Genomic DNA, 17122 nt, shown 5'->3' with positions numbered 1-17122 from the left:
CAGATAGCTACGGGTGCAACGGGATAATATAAACAATGAGCTAATAGTAAAAGCGAATAGGCGCAAGCCACTCCTCCGGCTCCTGTATTCTATTGCTAACCAATCGCCTGCGGATTAACGCAGTTTTCTTTGATATTGCCGGTCATTGCCGCAATCAGATTATCCACCGGGTATTTTGCGTGGTGTTTCATTCCCGCTTTGCCAGCGTGGCATCGACAAAGGCGTGGGTTGATGCGTTAGAAGGCAATCGGCCGATTGGGCGCGATAGCATTTGGGATTCTTATCGTCGGGCTCACGGCCTGTTGGCTGTGGAAGCGAAGCGGTAATATAAAACGATAATATAAAAAAACGGAGCGTTTTACGGCTCCGGTTTCTGGGCTGAACCACTTATTTCAGCTTTTCTATTTATAACTACATGACTACGTTTACAGCGGGCTTAAGGTGATGGTCACGCGACGGTTCTGAGCCTTACCCTGTTCTGTGTCATTAGACGCAATTGGCTGGTCTGGGCCTGCGCCCATAGAGTGAATCCGGTTAGCGCCTACACCCTGAGTAATCAGCGAACTGGCTACGCTGTCAGCACGCTGTTGCGACAGCGTCATATTCAACGCGCGGGTACCGGTGCTATCGGTGTGACCAACGATATTCACTGCGGTTTTATTGTACTCTTTCAGTACCATGGCTACGCCAGTCAGCGTATTGGCACCGGCAGGTTTTAGCGTGCTGCTGTTGCTGTCGAAGGTGACATTGTTTGGCATATTGAGAATAATTTGGTCGCCCTGACGGGTAACGCTTACGCCAGTTCCTGCCATTTTTTCACGCAGCTTGGCTTCCTGTACGTCCATATAATAACCAGCACCGCCACCTAGGGCTGCACCGGCTGCAGCACCAATCAGAGCGCCTTTGCCCCGATCTTTCTTCGATGAAGACAGGGCGCCAATACCTGCACCTACGGCAGCGCCAATTCCGGCCCCGATGCCGGCTTTTCCTGCTTGAGATTCACCCGTATAAGGGTTAGTGGTACAACCGGATACTGCCAGCGTGCCGCTGATAATCAGGGCGATGGCGATGGTATGCTTTTTCATATTTTTTCCTTACTGTTGCGAACCGGAGCTACTGCCTAAAGCGGCTCCTGAGGCTGCACCAACCGCTGCGCCAGCGGCAGCACCAATTAGTGCACCCTTTTTATAGTCTTTGTGCGAAGAAGATAATGCGCCGATGCCAGCTCCCACTACGGCCCCAACGCCTGCTCCGACACCCACATTTCCGGCCTGATTACTTGACTGAGCGTTGCCACCATACGGGTTGGTACAACCCGACATTGCCATAACGGAAGCGGAAACGATGGTCATTACGGCGATAAATTTTTTCATTTTAAAACCCTCACGGAATCCTCTTTCTACTACCGCAAATTAAAGCCAAAAACTAGCAGAATGGAAGTTTCTTTACACAAGTTTTTCACTTGTCGGACACTTCTTTAACAATGCACAAAGCTAAGTTTGTTGTTCTATTTGCCGGTATTCGAATGGCTATAAGAGGCACCGGTGCTAATTATAGCAGTGCAAATCAATGAGGTAGGGTGAAAAATGCTATCGCTAGTGGTTTCCGCTATTTATTTAGCAGAGCTGTTTTAATTAGAACCGTTATTTGCATCAGATTTAATATTATAGACCAGCGCTGTACTTCTTAACTATCAACGATAGGGCTATTAATACTGCGATAAATCTGTCATCCATTGCATGATTAATGTGATTTGATGGGTTTCAGGATGCGGTTGCCGGCTGGCAGTTGAGAAGCCCATCGCCTGATAGAAACCAACGGCAGCTTGATTCTGCTGATAAACTTCCAACAGCAGCTTAGGATAGTTCTCCTGAGCTTGCCTCATCAGCGCTTTGCCCGCGCCTTTTCCTTGCTCTGACCGGCGGACAAACAGCGCACCGACAAACTGTTGCTCCATTACGCTGATAAATCCATCGATATTACCGCTATGGCTATACACCCAAGTGGTGGCCGCAGGCAGATAGACGTTGCGTATCAGCGGTTCGCTGATACGCCAGTGGCTTACGTCGATAAAGGGGTGCGCTTCAGTGGTGGTGGTTAACCACAGGTTCATCAGCGGTTCGAGATCCTGTGGTTGGTACTGGCGAATCATTTAACGTTATCCGGATGACAAAAACACTCGATCACGTGGTCGTTAATTAGCCCCATTGATTGCATATAGGCATAGCAAATGGTGGTGCCGACAAATTTAAACCCACGCTTTTTTAACGCCTTAGCCATGGCATCAGACGTTGGCGTGGAGGTCGGAAAGGTTTCTGGCGTTTTCAGCGAGTGGTGGTTAATGACCGGCTGATTATCAACAAATGACCAGATAAACTTAGAAAAATCATCGCCTTGGTCCTGCATGGCTAAATAGGCTTTGGCGTTATTAACAATCGCTTCCAGCTTTCCTCTATGGCGAATAAGCCCGGCATTTTGCATCAAAATATCAATATCTTCGGCGGTCATCGTGGCGATTTTTACCGGATCAAACTGGTGAAAACACTGGCGATAGGTTTCGCGCTTTTTGAGTACGGTAATCCACGATAGCCCGGTCTGCTGGCCTTCAAGACAGATCTTTTCAAACAGTTTTTTGCCATCGCGAATGGGTTTTCCCCACTCGGAATCATGATAATCAATATAAAGCGGATCTTGATTTACCCAACTGCAACGTTGCATTTTTTCATCCTAATATGTAAGAAATCCTATGCCTAATATGGATTTGAGCTGTATATCTAGCCGTCTATAGGTATACTGATCCACTACATTTAAATCCACTTAATATCGCGTGCGGATCCAACATGCAGAAGTTTGATAATAAAACCTTTCAGGGATTAATCCTAACGTTACAGGATTATTGGGCGCGTCAGGGCTGTACCATTGTCCAACCATTGGATATGGAAGTCGGCGCCGGTACGTCACATCCGATTACCTGTTTACGGGCCTTGGGGCCTGAACCTATTGCTGCGGCCTATGTGCAGCCGTCTCGTCGTCCGACGGACGGGCGCTATGGTGAAAATCCTAATCGCCTACAGCACTATTACCAGTTTCAGGTGATTATCAAGCCTTCACCGGACAACATTCAGGAGCTTTACTTAGGCTCATTGAAAGAGTTAGGCGTAGATCCGACCATTCATGATATTCGCTTCGTTGAAGACAACTGGGAAAACCCAACGCTGGGTGCCTGGGGCCTGGGGTGGGAAGTGTGGTTAAACGGAATGGAAGTGACCCAATTCACCTATTTCCAGCAGGTTGGCGGCATGGAGTGCAAACCGGTTACCGGTGAGATCACCTACGGTCTTGAGCGCTTAGCCATGTATATTCAGGGCGTAGACAGCGTTTACGATCTGGTCTGGTGCGATGGCCCACTGGGCAAAACTACCTACGGTGATATTTATCATCAAAACGAAGTGGAACAGTCCACCTATAACTTTGAATATGCTGACACTGACTTCTTATTCACCTGCTTCGATCAGTATGAAAAAGAAGCCCAGAAGTTACTGGCATTAGAAACCCCGCTTCCTCTGCCTGCCTATGAACGCATTTTAAAAGCGGCGCACAGCTTTAACCTGCTGGATGCCCGTAAGGCGATCTCTGTGACAGAACGCCAGCGCTACATTCTGCGTATTCGTACCCTGACCAAGGGCGTGGCTGAAGCTTACTATGCTTCCCGTGAAGCGTTAGGTTTCCCTATGTGTCACCCATCAGATAAGAAAAAGGTTTAAGAGGACGCCATGACTCAACAAACTTTCCTTGTGGAAATCGGCACAGAAGAGCTGCCACCGAAGGCGCTCCGTTCTCTTGCTGAATCTTTTGCTGCGAATTTCACGACTGAATTAGATAACGCTAATTTGGTTCACGGCGACGTCGAGTGGTTTGCCTCGCCGCGCCGTCTGGCGCTAAAAGTTGTCGATCTCGGCGCTTTTCAGCCCGATCGCGAAGTTGAAAAACGCGGCCCGGCAGTGTCCCAGGCATTTGATGCCGAAGGCAAACCAAGCAAAGCGGCTGAAGGCTGGGCTCGCGGTTGCGGCATTACCGTCGATCGGGCTGAGCGTTTAGCCACCGATAAAGGTGAATGGCTGTTATATCGTGCTAACGTCAAAGGCCAAGCGGTTCAGGCTCTGCTATCAGACTTAGTCGCTCAGTCACTGGCTAAGCTACCGATTCCCAAGCCAATGCGCTGGGGCGATAAAGAAACTCAGTTCATTCGCCCGGTTCATACGGTGACCATGCTGTTTGGCAGCGAGCTGATTGCTGGCACTATTTTGGGCATTGAATCTGCCCGCACTATCCGCGGTCATCGCTTTATGGGTGAGCAGGAGTTCACGATTGAAAACGCCGATCTGTATCCACAAATTCTGATTGAGCGCGGCAAAGTTATTGCCGATTACGATACCCGTAAGCTACTGATCAAACGTGATGCTGAAGCGGCGGCTGAAAAACTGGGCGGTATTGCTGATATCAGCGAAAGCCTGCTGGAAGAAGTGACCTCATTGGTTGAGTGGCCGGTAGTGCTCACTGCCACCTTTGAAGAGAAGTTTTTGGCAGTGCCTTCTGAAGCGCTGGTGCACACCATGAAAGGGGATCAGAAATACTTCCCGGTGTACGATAAGCAAGGCAACCTAATGCCGAACTTTATCTTTGTGACCAACATTGTGTCTAAAGATCCCCAGCAAATTATTTCCGGTAATGAGAAAGTTGTCCGGCCTCGCTTGGCCGATGCAGAATTCTTCTTCAAGTCTGACCGCAAGTTCCGTCTGGAAGATCGTTTACCGCGTTTAGATACCGTGCTGTTCCAGCAACAGCTTGGTTCACTGCGTGATAAAACCGCTCGTATTGAAACGCTGTCAGGCTGGATCGCCGGGCAAATTGGCGCAGACGTAAATAAAGCCGCTCGCGCCGGTTTGCTGTCTAAATGCGATCTGATGACCAATATGGTATTTGAATTTACCGACACTCAGGGCGTGATGGGCATGCACTATGCGCGCTTTGACGGTGAAGACGAAGAGGTTGCGCTCGCGCTGAACGAGCAGTATATGCCGCGCTTTGCTGGCGATAACCTGCCTGACTCACTGGTTTCTTGCTGCGTTGCTATCGCCGATAAGATGGATACCTTAGCCGGTATTTTCGGTATCGGTCAGCATCCTAAAGGCGATAAAGATCCGTTTGCCTTACGCCGTGCGGCGCTTGGCGTGTTGCGAATTATCGTTGAGAAGAATCTGCCGCTTGATTTAGCCACCCTGACTGAAGAAGCGGTGCGTTTGTACGGCGATAAGCTAACCAATACTAAAGCGGTCGAAGAGGTGGTTGAGTTTATGCTGGGCCGCTTCCGCGCCTGGTATTTGGATGAAGGCTATAGCATCGACGTTATTCTGTCGGTTTTAGCCCGTCGCCCAACTAAGCCCGCTGATTTTGATGCCCGCGTTAAGGCCGTTTCTCACTTCCGCACGTTGGAAGCATCATCGTCTCTGGCTGAGGCAAACAAGCGGGTCGCTAATATTCTGTCTAAGTCAGAAGATACGCTGCATGACACCGTTAATGCTGCCCTGCTGAAAGAGCCTGCTGAAGTGCGTTTAGCCGTTCATCTGGCGGTGTTGCGCGATAAGCTAGCGCCAATTTTTGCTGAAGGCCGTTATCAGGAAGGCTTGATGGAGCTGGCTGAGCTGCGTGAGCACGTTGACGCTTTCTTTGATCAAGTGATGGTTATGGATGAAGATGCCAGCCTGCGAATTAACCGTTTAACGCTGCTGAGCAAACTGCGCAGGCTGTTCCTGAAAGTTGCTGATATATCGTTACTGCACTGATAACGCATTGGAAAGGCCCACCGAGTGGGCCTTTTGTCTTTATGACATCTGCCCGAAGGGTGAGATTAGCGAATCATCTAGGCTTTAACCGGTAAATTAGCGTTTAGTTTTGTTCTTTACGTGGGGTTCCCCCTGTTAATTCGGCTATAGTTTTATAAACGCCGCATTTATTCACGCAAGCCTTTATTTGGGCTACGCTGAATGTTAACGTATATGGCGTTTTCCTGTGGCGTAGCAGCTCAGGTACGTCAAACATTAATGGATTTAGTGAATTTCACTTTTGGAGTAAGTATGTCTTTAACTAGTAAAAAAGTATGGGCCCGTTTTCTAACGCCTTTATTTGTTCTTGGATTGGTATTTCAGCTTGCAGGCTGTGGTGATAAAGAACCTGCACAGCGTAAAGCTTTTATTGAGTTTTTACAGACTTCCGTTAACAGCGGTACAAAAGTTAATTTACCAACGCTAACCGAAGAGCAGAAAAAATCTTTTGGCAACTACACCAAAGATTATGAGTTATTGACCGGTTTCACCAACCAACTGAATACTGCCTTTTCTGCTTCTATGCAGTCTTCAATGAATGAGCTAAGAACGCTGAACAGCATGAAAGCCATGGTTGAAGGTCGCGACAAAGTAGTAGCCGCGCAAACAGAAGTTAAGGCCGTTCAGGCTAAACTTGATGAAAACATCAAGAAAACAACCGATAGCTATGCAGCTCGTAAACTGCCTGACGATCTAAAAGCGGTTTACGATCAGGCTTACTCAAAAGTCGTTACCCAACAGGGCGACTTAGCTAAGCAAACGCTGGTTCTGCTGAACTCAACCTTTGATGACATCCTGAAAATCTCTGATTTCCTGAAAGCTCAGGGCAACAAGATTGAATATCAAGGTCAGGTTGTTCAGTTCACCGAACAGGCTGCGTTGGATCAATTCAACCAAATGAACCAATCTTTGCAAAATAATCAGCAGCAGCTGATGGCCGTTGCACAGAAAATTTCTCAATTAATGTAATATTCCTCGTTTTTTCAGGAATGCATTAAGGCAGGCCGCATCGCAGGATGCGGCCTGTTTTTTTATCCTGAGCCTGTCCATATTGGTAACTCTTTTTTTTAAACCGATCTCTCTATTAGTACTGGGATGGCGTTACGTTTATACTTTACCCAGACAATTTGGTTTCCGGGGTTTCATTACCCCATTTAAGGTCAGGTTTATGAAACAGCAAGCAGAAGAAATTAAACGGTTAAGCGATAAGCTTGATGCATTAAATCGTAAAGAGAGAACGATCATAACCACCGGTGTAGAAGGCGATTTAGCCGCCATCGATGCCGAAAAGTTAGTTTTGACCACCGAAATTGAAAGGTTGCGCAAAGAGAAGAGCAAGGTATTAAGCGTTAAGGCCCAGAAAATTCAACAGCTGGCCTTTAGCCGCCCGATAACCAAGGCTGAACAGGCCGATATGGGCGCGCTTAAAAAGACGGTCAAAGGTCTTGAAGTGGTTCACCCGATGACGGCGCTGGGCCGTGAAATGGGCCTGAAAGAAGTGACCGGATTTGCCCGCGGTAAATTTTAACCTCGAGCTTACCGGGCTTTTAAAACGAAAATACCCGCAACATGCGGGTATTTTCGTTTGTAGATAGGCTGCGATGAATATCGCCTGTTAAACTAGCCAACCAAGCGCCGCTCAAAGTCTTCAATGGTTTTGGTCAATAAACGCATTTGCATATTTTTACTCCAGCTGGCTGAAAGCCCGGCGGCGGCCAGCATCCGGTGATACTGCTCTGCATCAAACGGTGAATTAAACGCGATAGATGTGGCCTGCGCCACGGTGATATCGCTATTACGGCTAACCAGCTCCAGCGGCTGTTCGGTGTTGACCTTGCCAGCGACAATTACCCGATATAGCCAGCCGCAGCGGCCGTTATTTTGCATCAGGCGGGCAAAATCATTGATATTGCAGCGAACGTTGAGTTTGTAGCAAGGCGAACGCGGCTGAGTGATTTGAATCAGAGCGTTATCCCAACGGTAAATATCACCAATATAGACATTCTGTTCCGTGAGGCCAGTGGTTGAGATATTTTCACCAAACAGCGGAGCGATAAACTGCTCTGCCCGCTCCGGAAATTGATTACGCCAGTATTCATAGTGTTCACGGGGATAGTGGCACAAAGCCCGATCCGCGCCGCCGTGATGGCGCATGTCTGCCTGCTCGTCACCTTCAAACCCCAGCGTTGTTAACATCAGCTCACCGCTCATCTCTCGCTTTTCAATAGCGCTGGGAAATTGCCCGGCGTAGGGCGCAATTTTACCGATATAAACGTTTGGGCTATGCATGGCGGCCTCATTTTTTTGATGGAATTTGATGACGTAGGGTGATTTAGCCTACTGAGCGTCGAGGAAGTAATCTAGCAGATGTAGCGTCACCAAAAGGTGATTATATTTTATGACGGTTCGATTTTTTAGCGGTGAATAGCCCGGCTAAGATAAAACAACGCCACCGGTTAATCACTTAACCCGCGGCGTTGTCAGACTAGCATCCGTTATCAGACTTTTTTAACGAAGCAGGCCTTCAACATGATGCTGGTATTATCGATTTTACAGTCGATTTCATGGTCGCCGTCTACTAAACGAATTGGCTTGCTCTTGCTGCCAACTTTCAGCACGGTGGACGAGCCTTTTAGCTTTAGATCTTTAATCAGGGTTACGCAGTCGCCGTCGGCCAGAATGTTACCGTTGCTGTCTTTAACTACTCTTTCATCACTATCTGAGGCCGATGAGTCTGTAGGATCCCACTCGTGGGCGCAGTCCGGGCAGATGACCATTGATCCATCCGGATACGTATTCTCTGATGAACAGACCGGACAAGCTGGAATAGTGTGCATGTCAATTTTCCTAAAAGTATACCCTTCATTCTTCAAGCCTGATTGGAACGTGCTTTGTTGCCGCCTGATATCTGTTAGGTAATAGAACGTAAATAAAGTTAGGCCGCTATTCTACTACAAATGGCCACTTTTATCACAGGGATAAACCGGCAGCTTATGAGCCAGTCAGGAACTGGGGGCAATGTTAGGAAAAGGAAAATACAATTTTAACCAAGGAAAATGGCTATTTATAACCAGAATAGACAGGTTTTTGCCGCTGGAAGGTATCAAAACTAACGAAGGTAAGATAAGTGAATATTTATGACGGAGACCGCGGTGCTAGCCCGTTTGTCTCCGTCATTCAAAGTAAACTTAATCTGAAAGATTATTTCTTCGCTTCAGAAAAACGCTTAGCGGCTTCGTCCCAGTTCACCACGTTCCAGAACTCTTTAATGTAGTCCGGGCGGCGGTTTTGGAATTTCAGGTAATAAGCATGTTCCCATACGTCGAGGCCAACAACCGGGAAGCCTGAGGCACCGGCAACGCTTTCTCCCATTAGCGGGCTGTCTTGGTTTGCCGTGGATACTACGGCAAGCTTACCGTCTTTAACCACCAGCCATGCCCAGCCAGAACCGAAGCGGGTTGCTGCAGCCTGTTCAAATTTCTCTTTAAAGCCGTCAACGCTGCCAAAGTCGCGCTCAATGGCGGTTTTCAGATCGCCTTTCAGCTCGGTGCCTTTTTTCAGACCTTTCCAGAACAGGCTGTGGTTAGCGTGACCACCGGCGTTGTTTCTCAGCACCGTGCGCTTTTCAGCAGGAATTTTATCTAACTGGGCAATCAGCTCTTCGGCCGACAGCTTCTTCAGATCGTCCGACAGCGTTTCCAGCGCCGCGTTGGAATTATTCACGTAGGCCTGATGATGCTTACCGTGGTGGATTTCCATAGTTTGTTTATCAAAGTGAGGTTCCAGAGCATCGTAAGCATAAGGCAGGGTAGGAAGGGTATAACTCATCGTATCACTCCTCAAAAGTGGTTTTACGCCGTGTATAAGACAGCACATTTTATGGTTGCTTTTGAGTATAGCACCGAATATGAATTGATAATCATTATCATAAGTGTGGTTATTTTCTATCAATTTAATCAGCGAAAGCGTTTAATTTGTTGCCGCAGAGAAGGGGGACAAACGCTAGGTATTAACAGCCGCCTGCCCGAAATCGGCGGCTGTTAATTTGGCGAACGGAGGACTAAGCCAAGTCTGAGGGGCCGAAAGAGTAAGGCAGAAGTTCACCGATAGACGTTTGCACGACATCGCCCTTTAGATTCACCATCAGAATCGGCATATCCGGCGCACAGAACTCATTGATTACCTGACGGCAAGCGCCGCAGGGAGAGATCGGGCCAACGGTATCACCGATAATCACCAGCTTTTTAAACTGGTGCTTACCTTCAGAAACCGCTTTGAATATAGCGGTTCTTTCCGCACAGTTGGTTAAACCATAAGAGGCGTTTTCAACGTTACAGCCTAAAAAAACCTGACCGTCATCGGAAAGCAGAGCTGCGCCCACTGCAAAGTTGGAGTAAGGGCTATAAGAGCTTTGGCGGGCTTTTTTAGCCTGTTCAATCAGTTCGTTATCGGTCACGATGAATTCCTTTATTGAGTAATAACCGTATGGATAAGTTTAGGCGCCTGCCCGCTGTTAGATATCTCAATGCTGGCATACAGTTTGTCCATAACGCTGGCGACGTCTTCACGATTGGCATAAATGGTTACCAGTGAGTCACCGGCGTTAACGCGATCGCCCACTTTTTTACGCAGCATTAGGCCCACGGCTAAATCGATTTCGTCTTCTTTAGTGGCCCGCCCGGCCCCCAGCAGCATGGCCGCTACGCCAATTTCGTCGGCAATCATGTTAGAAACAACGCCGGAGGTTTTGGCCGGTACCTCGATTTTGAATTTAGCCTGAGGCAGCTTTTCGGGAGAATCGACAATGGAAGCGTCACCGCCCTGATTGGTTAAAAACTCTCTGAATTTTTCCAGCGCTTTGCCGCTGCTAATCGCGTCTAGCAGCATTTGGCGCGCTTCTTCCAGCGTCTTGGCTTTCTTGGCTAATACCACCATCTGGCTACCCAGAACCAGCGTCAGTTCTGTTAGATCGGCCGGGCCTTGGCCTCTTAAGGTATCAATCGCTTCTTGAACCTCCAGCGCGTTACCAATGGCGAAACCAAGCGGTTGCGACATATCGGAGATCACCGCCATGGTGTGCCGACCTACGTTATTACCAATGCGTACCATCGCTTTAGCAAGCTCAAGGGCGTCTTCATCGGTTTTCATAAACGCGCCCGCACCGGTTTTTACGTCTAGCACGATAGCGTCAGAGCCTGCGGCAATCTTCTTGCTCATAATGGAGCTGGCAATCAGCGCAATAGAGTTAACGGTGCCGGTAACGTCGCGCAGGGCGTACATTTTTTTGTCTGCCGGGGTTAAGTTGCCCGACTGACCAATAACCGCGACCTTATGACGGTTAACTAAATCAACAAACTGCTCTTTACTGATTTCGATATGAAAACCTTTAATTGACTCCAGCTTGTCCAGCGTACCGCCGGTATGGCCTAAACCTCGGCCCGACATTTTAGCCACGGGAACGCCAACCGCCGCCACCAGAGGGGCCAGAACCAGCGTGGTGGTATCACCGACGCCGCCGGTAGAGTGCTTATCCACCTTAATCCCATCGATGGCCGACAAATCGATGGTTTCACCGGAATTAACCATCGCCATCGTTAGGTCTGCCCGTTCCCTGTCGTTCATATCCTGAAAGTAAATGGCCATCATCATGGCGCTGGCCTGATAATCAGGGATGCTCCCTGTGGTATAGCCTTGAATAAAAAATTCGATCTCTTCCGTAGTCAGCTCTTTGCCATCGCGTTTTTTGGCAATTAAATCAACAATTCTCATGATGTTCATCCTGTTATTCAGTCAATAGCCGTTTAATAAACGGCTAGCTAGTTAATGCGTTAGCGCTCTATTTTATTGATGAATCAGCCCGACTACCGCCGCGCTAAGAAAGCTCACCAGCGTTGCGCCATACAGTAATTTAAGGCCGAAGCGCGATGCAACGTTACCCTGCGGGGCATTCAGCGCCTTGATAGCGCCGCAGATAATGCCGATAGAGGAAAAGTTAGCAAAGGAGACCAAAAATACCGAGATAATCGCTTTGGTGTGTTCTGAAAACAGCAGCGTACCGCTGGTTAAGCCTTGCTTGAGCTGGTCCATCGCTACGAATTCGTTACTGACCAACTTGGTACCCATTAGCGTACCTGCGCTAATGGCTTCATCCCACGGCACGCCCACTAAGAAGGCCAGCGGCGAGAAAACGTAGCCCAGAAAATCCTGGAAAGAGATGCCAAACAGAGCGCTGAAAATGGCGTTCACCATCGCAATAATGGCAATGAAACCGACCAGCATTGCGCCGACGATAATCGCAACCTTAAAGCCGTCGAGAATGTATTCGCCCAGCATTTCAAAGAAGCTCTGTTTTTCTTCGGCGACCACTTCTAACACGTCTTCTTCTGGATCAACACGATACGGATTAATGATAGAGGCAACAATGAACCCACCAAACAGGTTTAATACCACTGCCGTTACCACGTAGATGGGATCCAACAGCGTCATATAGGCACCGACAATCGACATTGAAATAGTCGACATGGCCGATGTACATAGGGTATAGAGGCGTTTTTCTGGCAGCAGCCCCAGCGTTTTCTTCAGTGAAATAAACACTTCAGACTGACCGAGAACGGCGGAGGCAACGGCGTTGTATGACTCCAGTTTGCCCATACCGTTAATTTTGCTTAGCAGTACGCCAATTCCTTTAATGACCATGGTAAGAAACGACTGACCTAAAAACTCGGTGGACGTGCTGCCGCCTTTGACTAAGCCTGACTTGGTTAATAAGGCATTGAGGCCGGTAACAACTTTGGTCGGCAGGTGAATAAATTGCAAAATGCCGATAAGCGCTGAAATGAAAACGATAGGCAGCAATACCATGATAAAGAAAGAGAAACTACCGTTATTCAGCAGCCCGCCAAAGACAAAATTTGCACCTTCAGCGGCGTATTTCAGCAACTTATCAAATACGCTGGCAATGCCGCCGATCAGGGCGCTACCCCCGGTGGTATTGAGCAACAGGAAGGCCAGTAAAAACTGCAGAATAATCATAATAAAGATATAACGATATCTGATACTTCTTCGGTTGTTACTGGCAAGTGAAGCAAGGGCTAAGATAACAATAATGCCCGCAATTCCAATGAGATATTTCACATTACGCTCCGTAATCCACATTAATCGACCAAGTCGTATAAAATAAGCACTGAGCCTGATATTTCACTTTCTAATCGAATATCAATTTCGGTGCTTATTGTTAATTCGTTAACATTAGATTCTACCTGATGTTTTTTCTGTGACATTTATCCCAATATACAATCATTAATAACTTTGATTTTAAATGTATTCTATGATGTTATTTAAATAACATTGCTGTGGCTTTGGGTGTACAACCGGCTTTAGTCCCCCTATCAGTTTGAATAGAAAAAGGTTAAATGATGAATCAATCAATCCGTTATGAGCAGTATATTGACCATACGTTATTGGCGATGAATGCCACCGAGCAGCAGATTATTCAGCTTTGCCGTGAAGCGCGCGAATACCGTTTTTTTGCCGTGTGCGTCAATTCAGGCTATGTGCCGTTGGCGAGTGCTCAATTAGCCGGAAGCTCAGTCAAAATATGCAGCGTGATTGGCTTTCCTTTAGGGGCCTGCCTGACTTCGGTAAAAGCGTTTGAGGCGAAAGCTGCCATCGCCGCTGGCGCTCAGGAAATTGATATGGTCATTAACGTCGGCTGGTTAAAAAACGGCTGGATTGATGAAGTCACCGCCGACATCAAAGCGGTTAAAGACGCCTGCGCCAGCACCACGCTAAAAGTGATTTTGGAAACCTGCCTGCTTAGCGACCAAGAAATTGTGCAGGTGTGTGAAATTTGCCGCGATTTACAGGTCGATTTTGTTAAAACCTCAACCGGTTTTAGCACCGGTGGCGCAACGGTCGAGCACGTCGCCCTGATGCGCAGCACCGTTGGCCCTGATATGGGCGTGAAGGCATCGGGCGGTGTTCGTTCAAGGGAAACTGCCGCTGTGATGATCGATGCAGGCGCAACCCGAATTGGTACCAGTTCTGGCGTTAGCATTGTGTCAGGCCAGCAAAACGGAAGCAGTGGCTACTAGTTCTTCGGGGGCAGAAATGAGCAGTCGTCGGACGGAGCGTATATCGCAGCTCACCCAGTTTTTAAAAGACAGCGATAAAATTTATTTGCGCGATGCGGCACAGCGGCTGAAAGTGTCTGAAATGACTATTCGCAGGGATTTAAGCGCCGAACCTTCATCGCTGATCCTACTGGGGGGATATATCGTTGCCGATCCGAAGGCGAGCGTTAACCACTACTTTTTTTGCGAGCAGCAGTTTAAGAATGTGGATGAAAAGCGCTATATCGGTCAGCTTGCTGCTCGGTTAGTTGAGCCAGATGAGGTAGTGTATTTTGATTCCGGCACCACCATGCCGTTTATCATTGAAAATATCCCTGACGAGTGCCGCTTCACCGGGATTTGTGCTTCACTCAATACCTTTATGGCGTTACAGGAAAAGCCTAACTGCAACGTCATACTGTGCGGCGGTGAGTTAAAAACCAGCTCTTACATTTTTACGCCGATCAACGGTCACAGTGAGCTGAACTATATTCATCCAAATAAAGCCTTTATTTCGGCGGCGGGAATTTCGCTAACACAGGGGGTGACGACTTTTATTCTGGATGAGATTGGGTTGAAAAGCCGTGCCATGGCGGCTTCCCAACAGAATATTCTGGTGGCCGACCACCATAAGTTTGAACAGATTAGAGTGGGGCGTTTTGCTACATTAGACGCTTTCACTCAGGTTGTGACGGACCTTCAACCCGACGTCCCGTATCAGCGTTATTTTGAGCAACGGGGCATCAGTATTTTGTATTAGGAATCGTCAAATAGGTTACTCGCGCTGCTGTCAGAGCGCCTTATCTGAAGGATATGAGCAATGAAACGCGTTTTTATTATGGTTCTTGATTCGTTCGGTATTGGTGCCACGCGAGACGCTGATAAATTTGGCGATGTGGGAGCAAACACGCTGGGCCATATTGCACAGGCCTGTCAGCAGGGTAAAGCCGATATCGGCCGCAGCGGGCCGCTTACGCTGCCTCATTTAAGCCAGCTCGGGTTAGGAAAAGCGAATCAACAGGCGAGTGGTTCATTCCCTCCGGGGCTCGATCCACAGGCGGAAATCATTGGCGCTTATGGGTATGCCGAAGAGCTCTCTTCCGGCAAAGACACGCCTTCTGGCCACTGGGAAATCGCTGGCGTACCGGTGCTGTTTGACTGGGGCTATTTCAGCGACCTTAACAATAGCTTCCCCGAAGCGCTACTACAGCGGCTGGTGGAACGGGCAAAGCTGCCGGGCTATTTGGGCAACTGCCACTCATCCGGTACGGCGATCCTTGAACAGCTGGGCGTTGAGCATATGCAAAGCGGCAAGCCGATTTTTTATACCTCCGCAGACTCAGTGTTTCAGATTGCCTGTCATGAAGAGAGCTTTGGCTTAGAGCGGCTATACGACCTGTGTGCGCTGGCGCGCGAAGAGTTGACCGAAGGCGGCTATAACATCGGCCGAGTCATTGCCCGTCCTTTTGTCGGCGACGGGCCAGAGAACTTTAAGCGTACCGGCAATCGCCACGACTATGCGGTAAAACCGCCGTCGCCCACCGTACTGAATAAGCTGGTGGACGAAAAGCAGGGTCAGGTGGTTTCGATCGGTAAGATTGCCGATATTTATGCCAATGAAGGCATTACCAAAAAGATTAAAGCCACCGGCATTGACGAGCTGTTTGATGCCTCTCTGCGTGAAATTCAGCAGGCGGGCGACAACACCATTGTGTTTACCAACTTCGTTGATTTTGACTCTTCCTACGGTCATCGGCGCGACGTTGCCGGCTATGCGGCAGCGCTGGAACATTTCGATCGCCGTTTGCCGGAGATGTTGGCGCTAATTCAACCCGGCGATCTGCTGATCTTAACCGCCGATCACGGCTGCGATCCTAGCTGGTCGGGTAGCGATCATACCCGCGAACATATCCCGGTGCTGGTTTATAGCCCTGACGTTAAGCCCGGCCCGCTGGGGCTGCGGCACACCTTTGCCGATATAGGCCAAACGGTAGCCAAACACCTGAACCTGTCGGCGATGGATTACGGCAAAGCGCTATTTTAATCCTATTAACCGGTTAACTACTTTGTGAAAGGAAACGCATATGGCAACTCCACATATTAATGCTGAATTGGGCGACTTTGCCGACGTGGTATTTATGCCCGGCGACCCGCTCAGAGCCAAACACATTGCAGAAACCCTGCTGCAAGATGCTCGATTAGTCACCGACGTCAGAAACATGCTGGGCTATACCGGAACCTACAAAGGGCGGCGCGTTTCGGTGATGGGCCACGGTATGGGCATTCCGTCCTGTTCCATCTACGTGAAAGAGCTGATTACCGACTATCAGGTGGATAAGATTATCCGCATTGGTTCCTGTGGGGCTTTACTACCGCAGGTGAAAGTGCGGGACATCGTGATCGGAATGGGAGCCTGCACCGACTCCGGCGTAAACCGCACCCGCTTTAAAGGCCATGATTTTGCCGCGATCGCCGATTTTGGCCTGCTGCGCAATGCGGTAGCGGCGGCGGAAGCGAAGAGTATTCCGGTTCACGTCGGCAATATGTTCTCTGCCGATCTGTTCTATAACCCCGACTCGCAGCTGTTTGACGTGATGGAAAAATATAACGTTCTGGGTATCGAAATGGAGGCGGCGGGCATCTACGGCGTAGCGGCAGAGTATGGCGCTAAAGCGCTGTGTATCTGCACGGTGTCGGACCATATTCGCAGCGGCGAATCGCTATCGTCGGAGCTGCGGCAGACGTCGTTTAATCAGATGGTTGAGATTGCGATGGATTCGGTGTTGTAGGGGGCTGGCGGATATTGGCTCGTGCTTAATTTGGGGTCCTTGCTGTTTCCAAACTACTACCGTACGGCGCATTGCGATAGGGCTAGAAAGAGTCGATGGTCTTGATGCCATCGGCTTCATAAACCTCTACTTTAAAGGGCTATTACAAATGGAAGGATTACGACATGGCTAGATGCACAGCACCAGTAAATGGTCACCGCACATCGAGTGGGGCAGCAGCCTGCCCCGCATGTAGTAGCCGTTATAGCGGCTACCGTTCATACTCACATTCATCCTCGTCTTACTCCTCGTTGGGCAGTAGTGGGGGAAGCTATGGAAACAGTGGCGGTGGGTCCAGTAG

19 protein-coding genes are annotated in these 17122 nt (G+C 48.8%); 9 read left to right on the top strand and 10 right to left on the bottom strand.

What is annotated here, in order from left to right:
• Positions 1–92 precede the first annotated feature (92 nt).
• Positions 93–326, top strand: a complete 234-nt coding sequence (locus GVI43_RS06850; protein ID WP_159566123.1) for a hypothetical protein — start codon at positions 93–95, stop codon at positions 324–326.
• A gap of 99 nt (positions 327–425) precedes the next feature.
• On the opposite strand, the gene GVI43_RS06845 is transcribed toward GVI43_RS06850, so the two are convergent.
• The 4 genes from GVI43_RS06845 to GVI43_RS06830 form a co-directional block, all read right to left on the bottom strand.
• Positions 426–1085 carry an OmpA family lipoprotein gene (locus GVI43_RS06845; RefSeq protein ID WP_159566122.1) on the bottom strand — a complete coding sequence of 220 codons (660 nt, stop codon included), beginning with the start codon at positions 1083–1085 and terminating at the stop codon, positions 426–428.
• Positions 1086–1094: 9 nt separating this feature from the next.
• A complete protein-coding gene (locus tag GVI43_RS06840; protein ID WP_159566121.1) occupies positions 1095–1373 on the bottom strand; it encodes a glycine zipper 2TM domain-containing protein in 279 nt (92 codons plus the stop codon).
• Between the two features lie 335 nt (positions 1374–1708).
• Positions 1709–2152 carry an N-acetyltransferase gene (locus GVI43_RS06835; RefSeq protein ID WP_159566120.1) on the bottom strand — a complete coding sequence of 148 codons (444 nt, stop codon included), beginning with the start codon at positions 2150–2152 and terminating at the stop codon, positions 1709–1711.
• On the bottom strand, positions 2149–2718 hold the full coding sequence (locus tag GVI43_RS06830) for a DNA-3-methyladenine glycosylase I (RefSeq protein WP_159566119.1): 570 nt from the start codon (positions 2716–2718) through the stop codon (positions 2149–2151). Before GVI43_RS06830 ends, GVI43_RS06835 begins: the two co-directional genes overlap by 4 nt.
• Positions 2719–2840: 122 nt before the next feature.
• Between GVI43_RS06830 and glyQ the strand changes: the two genes are divergently transcribed.
• The 4 genes from glyQ (at position 2841) to GVI43_RS06810 (ending at position 7410) form a co-directional block, all read left to right on the top strand.
• Positions 2841–3764 (top strand): glycine--tRNA ligase subunit alpha, encoded by a 924-nt coding sequence (gene glyQ / locus GVI43_RS06825; protein WP_159566118.1) that lies wholly within the window; start codon positions 2841–2843, stop codon positions 3762–3764.
• Between the two features lie 9 nt (positions 3765–3773).
• Positions 3774–5843 (top strand): glycine--tRNA ligase subunit beta, encoded by a 2070-nt coding sequence (gene glyS / locus GVI43_RS06820; protein ID WP_159566117.1) that lies wholly within the window; start codon positions 3774–3776, stop codon positions 5841–5843.
• Positions 5844–6134: 291 nt separating this feature from the next.
• Positions 6135–6851: a DUF3053 family protein gene (locus tag GVI43_RS06815; protein WP_159566116.1), complete on the top strand. Its 717-nt coding sequence runs from the start codon at positions 6135–6137 to the stop codon at positions 6849–6851.
• 199 nt (positions 6852–7050) lie between these two features.
• Positions 7051–7410 carry a YibL family ribosome-associated protein gene (locus tag GVI43_RS06810; protein WP_159566115.1) on the top strand — a complete coding sequence of 120 codons (360 nt, stop codon included), beginning with the start codon at positions 7051–7053 and terminating at the stop codon, positions 7408–7410.
• Positions 7411–7502: 92 nt separating this feature from the next.
• Here the strand turns inward: GVI43_RS06810 and yiiM are convergent, their stop codons facing one another.
• The 6 genes from yiiM to GVI43_RS06780 form a co-directional block, all read right to left on the bottom strand.
• Positions 7503–8171: a 6-hydroxyaminopurine reductase gene (gene yiiM, locus GVI43_RS06805; RefSeq protein WP_159566114.1), complete on the bottom strand. Its 669-nt coding sequence runs from the start codon at positions 8169–8171 to the stop codon at positions 7503–7505.
• Between the two features lie 209 nt (positions 8172–8380).
• Entirely contained in the window at positions 8381–8719 is a 339-nt protein-coding gene (locus GVI43_RS06800; RefSeq protein WP_159566113.1) for a zinc ribbon domain-containing protein YjdM, read from the bottom strand.
• Between the two features lie 364 nt (positions 8720–9083).
• Positions 9084–9710, bottom strand: a complete 627-nt coding sequence (gene sodA, locus GVI43_RS06795; RefSeq protein ID WP_159566112.1) for a superoxide dismutase [Mn] — start codon at positions 9708–9710, stop codon at positions 9084–9086.
• A gap of 232 nt (positions 9711–9942) precedes the next feature.
• On the bottom strand, positions 9943–10338 hold the full coding sequence (cdd, locus tag GVI43_RS06790; protein ID WP_159566111.1) for a cytidine deaminase: 396 nt from the start codon (positions 10336–10338) through the stop codon (positions 9943–9945).
• An 11-nt stretch (positions 10339–10349) separates the two neighbouring features.
• Positions 10350–11651, bottom strand: a complete 1302-nt coding sequence (locus GVI43_RS06785; RefSeq protein ID WP_159566110.1) for a pyrimidine-nucleoside phosphorylase — start codon at positions 11649–11651, stop codon at positions 10350–10352.
• A 72-nt stretch (positions 11652–11723) separates the two neighbouring features.
• A complete protein-coding gene (locus tag GVI43_RS06780) occupies positions 11724–13016 on the bottom strand; it encodes a NupC/NupG family nucleoside CNT transporter (protein ID WP_159566109.1) in 1293 nt (430 codons plus the stop codon).
• A gap of 281 nt (positions 13017–13297) precedes the next feature.
• On the opposite strand from GVI43_RS06780, the gene deoC reads away from it, so the two are divergent.
• Genes deoC through deoD form a run of 4 tightly spaced genes read left to right on the top strand, consistent with a single transcriptional unit; the run spans position 13298 to position 16782 of the window.
• Positions 13298–13975, top strand: coding sequence for a deoxyribose-phosphate aldolase (gene deoC, locus GVI43_RS06775; protein ID WP_425482132.1), 678 nt, complete (start codon positions 13298–13300; stop codon positions 13973–13975).
• A gap of 16 nt (positions 13976–13991) precedes the next feature.
• Positions 13992–14753 carry a DNA-binding transcriptional repressor DeoR gene (deoR, locus tag GVI43_RS06770; protein ID WP_159566107.1) on the top strand — a complete coding sequence of 254 codons (762 nt, stop codon included), beginning with the start codon at positions 13992–13994 and terminating at the stop codon, positions 14751–14753.
• 60 nt (positions 14754–14813) lie between these two features.
• Positions 14814–16037 (top strand): phosphopentomutase, encoded by a 1224-nt coding sequence (gene deoB, locus GVI43_RS06765; RefSeq protein ID WP_159566106.1) that lies wholly within the window; start codon positions 14814–14816, stop codon positions 16035–16037.
• 40 nt (positions 16038–16077) lie between these two features.
• Positions 16078–16782 carry a purine-nucleoside phosphorylase gene (gene deoD / locus GVI43_RS06760; protein WP_159566105.1) on the top strand — a complete coding sequence of 235 codons (705 nt, stop codon included), beginning with the start codon at positions 16078–16080 and terminating at the stop codon, positions 16780–16782.
• The last annotated feature ends 340 nt before the right edge of the window (positions 16783–17122 follow it).

Source organism: Budvicia diplopodorum, from assembly GCF_009800925.1.
Classification (GTDB): Bacteria; Pseudomonadota; Gammaproteobacteria; order Enterobacterales; family Enterobacteriaceae; genus Budvicia; species Budvicia diplopodorum.
The sequence above is the reverse complement of the archived record's forward strand: the minus strand, read 5'-3'. Positions and strand labels throughout refer to the sequence as shown.